Origin of the sequence: Mesorhizobium sp. CA6, assembly GCF_020165035.1 — a bacterium.
Taxonomy (GTDB): domain Bacteria; phylum Pseudomonadota; class Alphaproteobacteria; order Rhizobiales; family Rhizobiaceae; genus Mesorhizobium.
The window spans coordinates 200,916-213,596 of sequence record NZ_JAIUHI010000010.1; the positions used below are offsets into that span (position 1 = coordinate 200,916).

Here is a 12,681-nt window from a genome sequence, read left to right on the forward strand (position 1 = left end):
TGCGTTGCACAGCAAGATGCCGGAAAGCTGGCTTGCTTGGAACATCCAGTTTTAAAGGTTTTTAGTGGTCCAGTTGGAGCAGGACGGCGTCGCGCGCAGCATCATCGCGGCCATCAAGGCGCGGATCCACAGCGGCGCCTACAGGCCCGGTGATCGCTTGCCGTCGACGCGGGCCTTTGCCGCCGAATGGGGCGCGTCGCGGACCACGGTGACCGCCGCCTACAGCCAGCTCGATGCCGAGGGCTACCTGATCATCCGGCAAGGGGCGCGCGCGATCGTTGCGCCGGGACTGGAGAAAGCGCCGGGCGAAGCGCCCGTCGCGGCCGCTTCGCCACGGCACCTGTCGGCATTCGCGCGACGGTTGCTGACCCTACCTCCAGCGGCGTTGGCGCAGCCGGCCAAGATTGCGGATTTTCGCTATGGCGACCTGTCCGGAGCGGACTTTCCGGTGCTGGCTTGGCGGCGGGCGTCGAACAAGGCAATCGTCAACCGCGCCGCGCGGCTGCGCTATGGCGACCCGCAGGGCTCTTCCGGTCTGCGTAATGCGCTTCAGGCTTATCTCTGGCGGGCTCGCGGCATCAATTGCACGCCGGACCAGATCGTCATCGTCAACGGCTCGCAGCAGGGGCTCGACCTCTGCGCGCGACTGCTGCTCGACCCCGGTGACCCCTTTGTGATCGAGAACCCGGGCTATCTGCTGGCACGCCACGCCTTCGTGGCGGCGGGAGGCATTGCCGTGCCCGTTCCTGTCGATGCCGATGGGCTACGGACGGAAAAGCTGCCGCCGGCCCGTCTCGCCTATGTGACGCCCTCGCACCAGTTTCCGCTTGGCGGCGTGCTTTCGGCGACGCGGCGGCGTTCGCTGCTGGCCTGGGCCGCCGGCACAGGGGCCTATATTGTGGAAGACGATTATGACGGCGAATACCGTCACGACATCAGCCCCATTCCGCCGCTGCAGGCGCTGGACGCGGACTCGGTCATCTATGTCGGCACGCTGTCCAAGACGCTCTCGCCGACCTTGAGGCTCGGCTATCTCGTCGTTCCCCCGAGCCTTCGCCGGGCATTCGGCGAGGCCAAGCGCCTGACCGACCGGCATGCTCCGATGCTGGAGCAGGACGTGTTGGCCGAGCTGCTGGCGAGCGGCGCCTATGAGCGCCACGTGCGCAGCATCCGCAGGAAGAACGCCGAACGCAGACAGGTCCTGCTGAAGGCTTTGACTGACCATCTGGGGCCGCGGGTCACTGTCGCCGGAGCCGATACCGGCCTGCATGTCGTCGCCTGGATGAACGGCATCGATGCAGGACGCGAACCGGCGATCATCGCCGCGTCGCGCGCGGCCGGCATCGGCCTCTATCCCGTGTCGCCCCTTTATGATCCGAGCGAACCAAGGCCGGAAACGGCCGGCTTCATCCTGGGCTACGCCGGGCTCGAGGCGGAGGCATTGCGACGCGGCGTCGCGGTGCTGGCCGTCATTTTGGCCGAGCACCGCTGACCGATTGGGGTCTTAGAAAATCTCGTTGGTGAGGCGCTTCACCGGGCCGAGCAGGATCGAGCCCGTCGGCACGCCATTGTCGATCGGGATCGCCTTGCGCTCCGGCATGTCCTCTTCAGGCGCGCCGATATTGGCCGTCACGATGACCGGCGTCTTGGTCGGCACGCGGTCGTAGAGGTCGATGATGTCTTGGTTGATCAGACGCACGCACCCCGACGACACCGACTTGCCGATCGACCACCATTCGGGCGAGCCGTGCAGGCGATAGAGCGTGTCCTGATTGCCCTGGAAGAGATAGAGCGCGCGCGCCCCGAGCGGGTTCTTCAGGCCGCCTGGCATGCCGCCATTCTTGGCGCTGAATTGCGTCAGTTCCGGCTGGCGGGCCACCATCTCGTCCGGCGGCGTCCATTTCGGCCATTTCTGCTTCCACTGCACGACCGCGTCACCCGACCATTCGAAGCCGGCGCGGCCGAGGCCGACGCCGTAGCGGATCGCCTGGCCGCCCTCGCGCACCAGATAGAGGAAGTGACCGGTGGTATCGACGACGATGGTGCCCGGACGCTGTCCGGTCGGATCGGGGACGATCTGGCGCAAGAATCTGTGATCGATCTTGTTGACCGGGATGGCCGGCAGGTCGAAGCCATTGTCCGACATCGCGCCATACATCGTCTCATAATCGCCGAGCGGCGGCTCGACATAGGCGGGCGGCGGCGGCTGGACGGGGGCTGGTGCAGGACCGGTGGTGGTGCAGGCGGACACGGCGGCCGAGGCAGCGCCGAGGGCTGTGAAATTGAGGAAGCCACGGCGGCTGATGCGGAAGGAAGCGTCTGACATGGTTGCCTTTTCTAGGTCTTAATTCGCAAGAAAGCATGAACCCGCAGGCACGGCGCGGCGGCATTCATAACAGTCGGCGGCGATAGGCGGTTCCAATTCTGGCCTGAGGGTGGACAGAAAAAGGCGAAGCTGTGACCGCGCCACAGCTGTTGCCCTGCAGCAACAGCGGCGTCAGATCTCTGCCAGGAGACCTTCGAGCGAAGGCAAGATCAGCCCCGGCGGGAGGTCGCGATACTCGTCCGGCTGGTTGGTCCGGTTGATCCAGACCGTGCGAAAACCGAATCTCGTCGCGCCGGCGATGTCCCAACGGTTCGACGACTGGAACGAGACCGCGCCGGGGTAAAGCCGCCAGCCGGTGACCACCATGTCGTACACCGACGGGTCGGTCTTGAAGCGTTTGATCTGGTCGACCGAAAACACGTCGTCGAGGATCTGGTCGAGCGCCGCGGATTTAACCGCCGCGTCGAGCATTTCAGGCGAGCCGTTGGATAAAATAGCGAGCTTCGCGCCCGACGCCTTGAGCGCTTTCAGCACTGCCGGCACTTCCGGATAGCAGTCGAGCCGCCAATAGGCTTCGAGCAGTTTCGTCCGCAGCGCCGGATCGGCCGAGGGCACCTTGCGCAAAGCGAAATCCAGCGCCTGTTCGGTCAGTTGCCAGAAGTCGGCGTATGATCCCATCAGCGTCCGCACCCAGGAATATTCGAGCTGCTTGGCGCGCCAGATTTCGGAGAGAAGCTGGCCGTCCGGGCCGATCTCGCCGGCGTGGCGACGCACGGCGGCGTGCACGTCGAACAACGTGCCATAGGCGTCGAAGACATAAGCCGCATGATGCATGTCTCAAGTTTTGCGGCGCGCAGGCTTGCCGCGCAAGCATTGATTGCGGCCAAGTGCCTCTGGCCTCAACGATTTTTCCCGATGTCAATTGACGCCAGCCGTCAAAGCATCGTCCTATGGCGGACTGAAATCACTCAATTGGACGGCGACCATGACACTGGCGGCGGCGGCGCAAACCGCGACTTGGACCTATGTGGACGGCGACTGGTACGAGGGCAACGTCGCCATTCTCGGGCCGCGCAGCCACGCCATGTGGCTCGGCACCAGCGTCTTTGACGGCGGCCGCTGGTTCGAGGGCGTCGCGCCCGATCTCGAGCTGCACTCCGCTCGCGTCAACGCCTCCGCGATCGCGCTTGGCCTGAAGCCTTCAATGACGACGGAAGAGATCGTCGGCCTGACTTGGGATGGCCTGAAGAAATTCGACGGCAAGACGGCGGTCTATATAAGGCCGATGTATTGGGCCGAGCATGGCGGCTATATGGGCGTGCCGGCCGACCCGGCCTCGACCCGGTTCTGCCTCTGCCTCTATGAATCGCCGATGATCCCGCCATCCGGCTTTTCGATCGGCGTCTCGCCGTTCCGGCGCCCGACCATCGAGACCATGCCCACCAACGCCAAGGCCGGCTGCCTCTACCCCAACAATGGCCGTGCCATTCTGGAGGCCAAGAACCGCGGCTTCGACAATGCTTTGGTGCTCGACATGCTGGGCAATGTCGCCGAGACCGGGACCTCCAACATCTTCCTAGTCAAGGACGGTCATGTGATGACTCCGGCCCCGAACGGCACGTTTCTGTCGGGCATCACCCGCTCGCGCACCATCAGCCTGCTCGGCGACTACGGTTTCAGGACCACCGAGAAGACGCTGTCGGTCCGCGATTTCCTCGAAGCCGACGAGATATTCTCGACCGGCAACCACTCGAAAGTGGTGCCCGTCACGCGCATCGAAAACCGCGATCTGCAGCCCGGTCCGGTGGCCAAGAAGGCGCGCGAGCTCTATTGGGAATGGGCGCATTCGACGTCCGCCGCCTGACCCGCTGGAGCGTTTCACCGTTTCAGGGAAACGGCGACACGCTCCATCTTCCTGTTTTGCGCAATTCCGCACGGAAAACCGCTTCGCACTTTTCCTGGAATTGCTCTAAAAAGTCGCTCGGCGCTCCATTCCGGAGTTGCCCCGATCCATTGCAGACCTATCTTAGCCCGGTAGTATCACCGGACTTTTTTCCTCGAGGGAGTACCATCCATGGCTTTTGAGTTGCCCGCCTTGCCCTATGACTACGAGGCCTTGCAGCCTTACATGTCGAAGGAGACGCTGGAGTATCACCACGACAAGCACCACAAGGCCTATGTCGACAACGGCAACAAGCTGGCGGCCGAGGCCGGAATGGGCGACCTGTCAGTCGAAGAGGCCGTGAAGCAGTCCTTCGGCAAGAATGCCGGGCTCTTCAACAACGCCGCCCAGCACTACAACCACATCCATTTCTGGAAATGGATGAAGAAGGGCGGCGGCGGCAACAAGCTGCCGGGCGCGCTGCAGAAGGCCTTCGACAGCGACCTCGGCGGCTACGACAAGTTCAAGGCGGATTTCATCGCCGCCGGCACCACCCAGTTCGGCTCCGGCTGGGCCTGGGTCTCGGTCAAGAACGGCAAGCTGGAAATCTCCAAGACCCCGAACGGCGAGAACCCGCTGGTCCATGGCGGCTCGCCGATCCTCGGCGTCGACGTATGGGAGCACTCCTATTACATCGACTACCGCAACGCGCGGCCGAAATACCTCGAGGCCTTTGTCGACAGCCTGATCAACTGGGACTACGTCCTGGAGCTGTATGAAAAGGCTAAAGGCTAACGATTTCTAGCGAAAAGCCCCGGCATGCCGGGGCTTTTCTTTTTCGGGCAGTGGAAACGGCAAGCCAGCCGGCAAAATCGTCACGGCGAAGGGGAATAATCCCGTTGTGACGTCCGTTAACGTTCAGTCGCGTACCCTCTTTCCTCACCATGGAGCCAAATTGAATGAGAAAGCTTGTTCTCGCCATCTCTATGCTCGCTTTTGCCGGTTCGGTCGCCTTTGCCGATCCGATAAAGGATCGCCAGGCCTTGATGAAGGAGCGCGGCAAGCTTGCCGGTCAATTGTCTAAAGTCGTCAAGGGGGAGGAGGATTTCGACGCCGCCGCTGTGCTGACGACGCTGAAGGCCCTGCAGGCCAATGCTGAGAAATGGGATTCCGAGAAACTGTTCCCAGCCGGCAGCGACAAGGGCGACACCACGGCGGCGCCGAAGATCTGGGAAGACAAGGCCGGCTTCAATGCGGCAGAAGACAAGCTGCTGGCCGATGTCAAGGCCGCGGTGGCTTCGCCGCCGGCCGACGTCGACGCGCTGAAGGCGCAACTCAACACGATCGGCGGCGATTGCGGCACCTGCCACCAGACCTACCGGATCAAGAAGAGCTGATCGCCCGGCGATGGCCTGGCTGAGGAAGCTTGTCGGCGCCGCCGTCGTGCTTGGCGGCGCCGCGGCCGCTGCCGGCTGGGTCCTGTCGGCGCCCGCCAGGCTGGACGCCGGCACCGTCGCGCAACTCGGCCCCGGTGACGCCGCCAAAGGCAAGCGCATCTTCTATGCGGGGGGCTGCACCTCCTGCCATGCGAAACCGGGCGCGCAGGGCGACGCCCGGCTGCAATTGGTCGGCGGTTTGGAACTCAAGACGCCGTTCGGCACCTTCGTCCCACCCAACATCTCGCAAGACCGGAAGGACGGCATCGGCGCCTGGAGCGAGGCGGACTTCGCCAATGCCATGCTGAAAGGCGTCTCTCCTTCCGGCGAGCATTTCTATCCGGCCTTTCCCTATGCCTCCTACGCGCGCATGAAGCCGGCCGACATCGCCGATCTCTATGCCTTCATGAAGACGCTGCCGGCGATTGCCGGCAAGGCGCCGGATCACAGGCTTTCCTTCCCCTTCACCATCCGTCGCGGCATTGGCCTCTGGAAGCTTGTCTATCTCAGCCCCGAACCGGTGATCGCGCTGCCAGAGGGCGCGCCGGACAAGGTTCTCGCCGGCCGCTATCTGGTCGAGGGTCCGGGCCATTGCGGCGAATGCCACACGCCGCGCGATTTCGCCGGCGGCGTCAAGAAGGCCGAGTGGCTGGCGGGCGCCGTGGCCGCCGAAGGCTCGGGCGTTGTGCCCAATATCACCCCGCAGGGCGGCACCAAGGACTGGTCCGAGGCCGACATCGCCAATTACCTCGAAACCGGCTTCACACCCGATTTCGATTCGGTCGGCGGCTCCATGGTCGACGTGCAGCGCAACATCGCGCAACTGACCGCCGACGACCGCGCGGCGATTGCCGCCTACCTCAAGGCCGTCCCGCCGCACCCCAACGGCTATCCGGCGCGCAAGCCGGCGAGTTAACCTGCGCACGCGGCGTCAAACCCGCGACCATACATGATGGCGTAAAGCGGTTTGGCATGCCAATCGGTGGCGAATTAGTTGACTTGAATACTCATGTATTATAGGCGCTTCGGGCCAATTCCCCGAGGACCGAAGCTTGCCCACGCCCTCCATCGACCTTGTGTCCGAATTCACCCATGACGAGCAGCGCGTGGCGCTTGTCCTCGCCGGGGGACGCATGCTGTCTTACAGGGAACTCGGCGATCTCGCGCTAGACTTTGCGTCGCAGTTGGGACGAAGACAAAAGCGGCTCGTGGCAATTGCGGCGGAAGCTTCCGAGCACGCAGTCGCCGCCTATATCGGAGCCCTGCAGGCTGGGCACGCAGCGGCCATGCTGCCGCCGTGCGACAATAGGCTTTGGGACGATTTCCAGGCAGCCTTCCAGCCGGATTTCACCTACAGGCCAATTGACGGCCGCTGGCGTCTCGTTGAGGAAGCTCGATCCGCTGGAGATGCGGAGCCGCTGCATCCCGATCTCGCGCTGCTGCTGATGACGTCCGGCAGCTCGGGCGCCGCCAAGGCGGTCAGGCTTTCCTACGGCAATCTCGAATCCAATGCACGCTCGATCGCGGCCTATCTCGAGCTCTCTTCCTTCGACCGTGCCGCTCTCGTGCTGCCTCTCCACTATTCCTATGGGCTGTCGGTCCTCAATTCGCATCTGATTGCGGGCGCTAGCGTCCTCTTCACCGGCATGTCGGTCATGGACAGCGACTTCGTCAGCACGATAGACCACGGCGGCTGCACGAATCTGTCTGGTGTCCCGTATTCTTACGAGCTTCTGGAACGGGTGCGTTTCCGCGACGCTGAGCTCAAGACGTTGCGCATGATGACGGTGGCGGGCGGAGCGCTTGGCCCGGACCTCATCGGTCTTTATCGGAACCACATGGTCGCCAGGGGCGGCCGCTTCTTCGTCATGTATGGCCAGACCGAGGCGACGGCACGCATGGCTTTCGTGCCGCCGGAGAGCCTTTCCGACAAGGAGGATCGGATCGGCGTGGCGATTCCGGGCGGCAGCCTCGGTATCGTCGACGCTGCAGGCGAGCCGATCAGCCAACCAGGCATTCCCGGAGAGCTCGTCTATCGCGGTCCGAACGTAATGATGGGTTACGGCACGCGGCGCCTCGACCTCGCGCGCGGCGCAGAGCTCGAGACCCTGAACACTGGCGACATTGCCGTACGGGACCAACATGGTTTCTTCCGCATCGTCGGGCGCAGAAGCCGCTTCGCCAAGATCGCAGGCCTCAGGATCGGCTTCGATACGATAGAGCAGGCGCTGGAGCGCGCCGGCATTGCCGCCGCGGTGGTTGGCGACGATCGGGGATTGCAGGCCTACGTGATAGGCGCCGACCCTACCGGGAGAGCACGGCGCATTCTTGCCGAGATCAGCCACCTGCCAGCCAATCTGGTTCGGGTTGCGACGCGCGAGGACTTTCCCAGACTTGCCTCTGGCAAGATCGACTATGCCTGCCTCCAGCAGGAGATGTCAGAAGGGCGAACGGAAATCCGCTGTGAGCGGGGCGGTCTGCTCGGTGCCTACGCCCGCGTATTCTATCCCCTGGCCGTCGGCCGCAATGACAGCTTCGTCTCTCTTGGCGGGGACTCCCTTCGCTTCCTGCAATTGGCTCTGGAACTCGAGCGTCTCGGCATGAACCTGCCGGACGGATGGGAACGCTTGAGCATTGCCGAGCTGGCAAACCGCGAGGCGGCGGGACTTCCCGAACACCGGCACGCAAGCGAGATGCCGACCGATTTAGTGCTGAGGGTTATCGGGATCCTGCTGGTGGTCGTGCATCACGAAACGCTATGGCCCATCCCCGGCGGCTCCGGCGTCATGATGCTGCTGGCCGGCTACAGCCTTGCTCGTTTCCAGTCGGCCCATTTCCTTGCCGGTCGAATTGGGCACGCGCTCAAACCTGCGATCGACGTCCTGATCCCGTATTTTCTCATTGTCGCCGCTTACGCTGTAGCCTGGCGGACGATCCCCTGGGCTTCGATGACGCTTACTGGGAATTTCGGCTATGCCGAACCGGAGCGTCACGAGATGATTCCGTACCTTTACTGGTTCATCGAGGCCTATTCGCAGACGCTCCTGCTCTTCGCTCTGATCTTTGCCATTCCTGCAGTCCGCAAGCTTGCCCGGGCTCACCCCTTCGTTTTCGGGCTCGGCCTTTTGGGGGTTGCCGCTGTCGCGCGCTTTTCGTCCCCATCGCTCGTCGACCTAGGCAACCGCCAGATATTCACGATCTATTGGGTTTTCCATTTGGCCGTATGCGGTTGGTGTGCCTGTTTCGCCGATACTCCGGCGAGAAAGCTGACTCTGACCGCGCTTGCCGCCGCTATGCTGGGGTATTTGGCCTTCTGGGAGTCGGTCTGGTTCGGGACGACGGTCAAATATCTGATGATCTTCGCGGCGCTTTTGGTCCTTCTTTACCTGCCGCGCGTTCGCCTGCCGGCCGGGATAGGGCGGCTGGTTGCGCAGGTTGCCGTCGCGGCGTTTCCGATCTACCTTTTCCACCGTTTCGTCCCGGAAATATTGATGGCGCCCGCCGCGGGCAAGCTGCCGGTCCCGATCTTCCAGCTGCTCGCGATCGTCGGTGGCATTGCCTTAGGCATCGTTTCCGGCAAGGCCTTGGCAGGCATCCGAAACCTGCGTGGCAGATTGATCCTGGGACGCCAGCCGGAATTGCTCTCCGCCTGATCCACGCTCGTGCCGCTCTAAATCAAAGTGATGGAGCATGACGTCGTCCGAAAACCGCTCCACACTTTTCGGCATCATGCTCTACGGGTGGCGGTCGCCCAGGAAGTCGAAGCCGTTCTCGAAAAAGTTGTTGTAGTCGCAGGTCAGTTCCTCGCCGGGCGCGATGTCGCGCAACGCATAGGCCTCTTCCGGAGAGGAGATATCGCAGTTCGGGTCGTCCGCGTGGTTCATATAGCGGGCGTCGTCCGCCTCGAAGACGATGAAGTTGGGATCGCGCCGGTCCGGATAGGAATAGCGGTCGAGATAGGACTTCACCGGGCCGGATTCGCCCTCATAGGTCTCCACGGGAATGCGTCGATCGAACCTTGGATCGAGCTTCCAGATCAATGTGCCCCGCGCAATGCGGTGTTTGGCGAAGACGCCGATGCCCTGGATGGGCGATTTGTCGAGATAGACGTCGACGAGCAGCATAGCGAACCTTGCGAATGTATCTGGACGCGGCCCCGAAATGGCCACAACCGAAAACGACGGCGCATTGCCTAGCGCGCGAGCCGTGCGATTGCGAGTAGAAAATCAAGCCTTGCCTGTCACTTTCAAGGCAAAGGCGTAAATATAGGCGATCTCCTCCAGCCGCGAGAAGCGACCCGAGGCGCCGGCATGGCCGGACTCCATGTTAATCTTGAACAGGACCGGGTCGCCGCCTGCCTTGCGTTCGCGGAGCCGCGCCACCCATTTCGCCGGCTCCCAATAGGTGACGCGCGGATCGGTCAGGCCCGCCAGCGCCAGGATCGGCGGGTAGTCGAGCGCCGCCACATTGTCATAGGGCGAATAGGCCGCGATCGTCTGGTAGTCGGCGGCGGACGCGATCGGATTGCCCCATTCCGGCCATTCCGGCGGCGTCAGCGGCAAGCTGGCGTCGAGCATGGTGGTGAGCACGTCTACGAACGGCACCTCGGCCACGATGCCGCCGAAGCTTTCCGGGGCCAGGTTGGCGATCGCCCCCATCAGCATGCCGCCGGCGGAGCCTCCCTGCGCCACGATGCGGTCGTGCTGTGTGTAGCGCTCGGAAACGAGATGGCGGGCGCAGGCGATGAAATCGGTGAAGGTGTTCATCTTCCTTGCCCGCTTGCCGTCCTCGTACCAACCGTACCCCTTGTCCTTGCCGCCGCGCACATGCGCGATGGCATAGACAAAGCCGCGGTCGACCAGCGACAGGCAATTGGTGTTGAAAGCGGAAGGAACGGTGATGCCATAGGAGCCGTAGCCGTAAAGTAGGCAGGGCGCCGAACCGTCGAGGGGCGTGTCGCGATGATATAGCAGCGAGATCGGCACCAACTCGCCGTCGTCTGCCGGCGCCATCAGCCGGCGCGTGACATAGTGCGCAGGATCGTGGCCGGAGGGCACTTCCTGCGTCTTCAAAAGCACGCGTTCGCGGCTGCGCATATTGTAGTCGAACACCTGCGCCGGCGTCGTCATCGACGAATAGGTGAAGCGCATCACTTCGGTGTCGTATTCGTAGGAGCCGGAGAGACCGAGCGAAACAGCTTCCTCGTCGAAAGAGATGAAATGCTCCTCGCCGCTGGCGCGCTCGCGCACGACGATGCGCGGCAGGCCTTCCTTGCGCTCGAGCCGGACCATGTGATGCTTGAAGCCGAGCACCGACAGGATCAGCCGGCCGGGCTCGTGCGGCACCAGTTCCTGCCAGTTGGCGCGCCCGGGATTGTCGACCGGCGCGGTCATGATCTTGAAGTCCTTGGCGCCGTCGGCATTGGTGAGGACGAAGAAGACGTCGCCGCCTTCTTCCAAATCGTATTGCAGGCCGGTCTCGCGCACCGCCACAAGCTTCGGCTCTGCGGTTGGATCATTGGCGGGCAGCAGGCGGTATTCCGACGTTTCGTGATCGTTGATGCCGATCATGATCCAGTCGTTGGCGCGCGTGCCGCCGACATCCATGAAGAAGCCCGGATCGGTCTCCTCATAGATCAACCGGTCGTTTTCGGACCTGTCGCCCAGCGCGTGGAAGAACACTTTCGACGGACGATGGTTGTCGTCGAGACGAGTATAGAAGAAGCCGCCGTCGCCGGCGTCCCAGACCCCGCCGCCGCCCGTATCCGGGATCTGGTCGGCAAGTTCTTTGCCGCTCGCAAGATCGCGCACGCGCAGCGTGAAGAACTCCGAACCCTTGTCGTCGAAGCCCCACAGCAGCTTCCCGTGGTCGGCCGAATGGTCGACGCCGCCAAGCCGGAAATAGGGCTTGCCCTCGGCTTCCGCGTCGCCGTCGAGCAGGATCTCCTCAGTGCCGCCGTCGCGCGGCGTGCGGAAATAGCGCGGCTGCTCGCCGCCCTGCCGGAACGACGATCCGTAGGCATAGCGGCCGTCCTTCATGGGCACCGTCGAGTCATCCTCCTTGATGCGCCCCTTCATCTCGGCAAACAGCCTGGCGCGCAGGTCCGCGGTGCCGGCCATGAGCGCGGCCTGATAGGCGTTCTCGGCATTGAGATGGGCGCGGATGCGGCCGTCGAGCAGGGAAGGGTCGCGGAACACGGCCTGCCAGTTGTCGGCCCGCATCCAGGCATAATCGTCGCTGCGGGTGATGCCGTGATGCGTGTCCGAAACCGGGTGTTTCTCAGGGGTCGGCGGGCTGGAGGCCGGGAAGGCGGAAGTCAAGGCGGAAGCTCTGGTCATTACGTCTCGCTGCGGAATTTGCTTGAATGACGAATGAACACACCGCTCAGCGGCGGTTCAACGGGCGCGGTTCAAGGTGGTACAGAAGCTAAGTCGAAGGGGGAAAGATGAAATCCTGTGTTTCTACTGCAATGTCAGTTGCCGTCGTAGCGGCAGGTCTGGCTTTTTCCAGCCAGTCTCATGCAACCGTCTTTGCCGCCTGGCAAGTGGCGGGCGTGCCGTTCGGTGATACGCTCAATGCTCGAAAATATCCGTCCAATACATCGCAGAAACAGGCCGCCTATCCGAACGGCACCGTGCTGCAGATGACTGGCCGCTGCACCGGCGGTGTAAACCTGCTCGATATCGGCCGGCAGCCACAATGGAAGCAGCGCCAGGCGATCCGCTATCGCTGGTGCGAGATCTGGCACGATCCGGCGCAGAATGGTCATTTCGTCACCGGCTGGGTCTACGGGAAACATATCGCGCCTTACTGATGGATCTGTCGCGTCGCCTTGTCGGTCCAGCCGCCAAGGCGGTATCCTTGCGCTTCGCTGTGCCGCAGGATTCGTTGTGCAGGCGAAAGGGCACCCAAGCATTAGCCAAGCATTGAACGTGGTGTCGAGTGGCGATCGGATGTCTAACATGCGGATGACGCAACGTCATGCCATGCTGGTCTGACCAGAAAAATCTCGCGAAGTTACACGGCGCACGAATTTT

Annotated in this window: 11 protein-coding genes; 7 read left to right on the forward strand and 4 right to left on the reverse strand. The window is 62.9% G+C overall.

Annotated features, from left to right (window positions below; all coding sequences use genetic code 11):
* Window positions 1-64 precede the first annotated feature (64 nt).
* Complete coding sequence (locus LB526_RS17270; RefSeq protein ID WP_318013275.1) at window positions 65-1,492, forward strand: PLP-dependent aminotransferase family protein; 1,428 nt, start codon at window positions 65-67, stop codon at window positions 1,490-1,492.
* Between the two features lie 12 nt (window positions 1,493-1,504).
* On the opposite strand, the gene LB526_RS17275 is transcribed toward LB526_RS17270, so the two are convergent.
* Both LB526_RS17275 and LB526_RS17280 read right to left on the reverse strand, forming a co-directional pair.
* The gene (locus tag LB526_RS17275; RefSeq protein ID WP_095766864.1) at window positions 1,505-2,326 is read right to left on the reverse strand and encodes a L,D-transpeptidase; all 822 of its coding nucleotides are present in this window, start codon (window positions 2,324-2,326) and stop codon (window positions 1,505-1,507) included.
* Between the two features lie 171 nt (window positions 2,327-2,497).
* Window positions 2,498-3,160, reverse strand: a complete 663-nt coding sequence (locus LB526_RS17280; protein ID WP_224628748.1) for a haloacid dehalogenase type II — start codon at window positions 3,158-3,160, stop codon at window positions 2,498-2,500.
* Window positions 3,161-3,311: 151 nt separating this feature from the next.
* On the opposite strand from LB526_RS17280, the gene LB526_RS17285 reads away from it, so the two are divergent.
* The 5 genes from LB526_RS17285 (at window position 3,312) to LB526_RS17305 (ending at window position 9,297) form a co-directional block, all read left to right on the forward strand.
* Window positions 3,312-4,190 (forward strand): branched-chain amino acid aminotransferase, encoded by an 879-nt coding sequence (locus tag LB526_RS17285; protein ID WP_095767170.1) that lies wholly within the window; start codon window positions 3,312-3,314, stop codon window positions 4,188-4,190.
* Between the two features lie 210 nt (window positions 4,191-4,400).
* A complete protein-coding gene (locus LB526_RS17290) occupies window positions 4,401-5,003 on the forward strand; it encodes a superoxide dismutase (protein ID WP_224628750.1) in 603 nt (200 codons plus the stop codon).
* Between the two features lie 164 nt (window positions 5,004-5,167).
* Window positions 5,168-5,605: a c-type cytochrome gene (locus LB526_RS17295; protein WP_224628752.1), complete on the forward strand. Its 438-nt coding sequence runs from the start codon at window positions 5,168-5,170 to the stop codon at window positions 5,603-5,605.
* Between the two features lie 10 nt (window positions 5,606-5,615).
* Window positions 5,616-6,560, forward strand: coding sequence for a cytochrome c (locus LB526_RS17300; RefSeq protein ID WP_224628754.1), 945 nt, complete (start codon window positions 5,616-5,618; stop codon window positions 6,558-6,560).
* A gap of 190 nt (window positions 6,561-6,750) precedes the next feature.
* Window positions 6,751-9,297 carry an AMP-binding protein gene (locus LB526_RS17305; protein ID WP_224628756.1) on the forward strand — a complete coding sequence of 849 codons (2,547 nt, stop codon included), beginning with the start codon at window positions 6,751-6,753 and terminating at the stop codon, window positions 9,295-9,297.
* A gap of 81 nt (window positions 9,298-9,378) precedes the next feature.
* Here LB526_RS17305 and LB526_RS17310 read toward each other — a convergent pair whose 3' ends face one another.
* Window positions 9,379-9,768, reverse strand: coding sequence for an SET domain-containing protein (locus LB526_RS17310; RefSeq protein WP_224628757.1), 390 nt, complete (start codon window positions 9,766-9,768; stop codon window positions 9,379-9,381).
* A 102-nt stretch (window positions 9,769-9,870) separates the two neighbouring features.
* Window positions 9,871-11,982: a S9 family peptidase gene (locus tag LB526_RS17315; RefSeq protein ID WP_224628759.1), complete on the reverse strand. Its 2,112-nt coding sequence runs from the start codon at window positions 11,980-11,982 to the stop codon at window positions 9,871-9,873.
* A 107-nt stretch (window positions 11,983-12,089) separates the two neighbouring features.
* On the opposite strand from LB526_RS17315, the gene LB526_RS17320 reads away from it, so the two are divergent.
* Window positions 12,090-12,458 carry a hypothetical protein gene (locus LB526_RS17320; RefSeq protein ID WP_095766871.1) on the forward strand — a complete coding sequence of 123 codons (369 nt, stop codon included), beginning with the start codon at window positions 12,090-12,092 and terminating at the stop codon, window positions 12,456-12,458.
* The last annotated feature ends 223 nt before the right edge of the window (window positions 12,459-12,681 follow it).

Coding starts and splice junctions, on each gene's coding strand:
- LB526_RS17310 (WP_224628757.1), bottom strand. CDS start 9,768: ATGCTGCTCGTCGACGTCTATCTCGACAAATCGCCCATCCAGGGCATC.
- LB526_RS17290 (WP_224628750.1), top strand. CDS start 4,401: ATGGCTTTTGAGTTGCCCGCCTTGCCCTATGACTACGAGGCCTTGCAG.
- LB526_RS17320 (WP_095766871.1), top strand. CDS start 12,090: ATGAAATCCTGTGTTTCTACTGCAATGTCAGTTGCCGTCGTAGCGGCA.
- LB526_RS17285 (WP_095767170.1), top strand. CDS start 3,312: ATGACACTGGCGGCGGCGGCGCAAACCGCGACTTGGACCTATGTGGAC.
- LB526_RS17275 (WP_095766864.1), bottom strand. CDS start 2,326: ATGTCAGACGCTTCCTTCCGCATCAGCCGCCGTGGCTTCCTCAATTTC.
- LB526_RS17315 (WP_224628759.1), bottom strand. CDS start 11,982: ATGACCAGAGCTTCCGCCTTGACTTCCGCCTTCCCGGCCTCCAGCCCG.
- LB526_RS17295 (WP_224628752.1), top strand. CDS start 5,168: ATGAGAAAGCTTGTTCTCGCCATCTCTATGCTCGCTTTTGCCGGTTCG.
- LB526_RS17280 (WP_224628748.1), bottom strand. CDS start 3,160: ATGCATCATGCGGCTTATGTCTTCGACGCCTATGGCACGTTGTTCGAC.
- LB526_RS17300 (WP_224628754.1), top strand. CDS start 5,616: ATGGCCTGGCTGAGGAAGCTTGTCGGCGCCGCCGTCGTGCTTGGCGGC.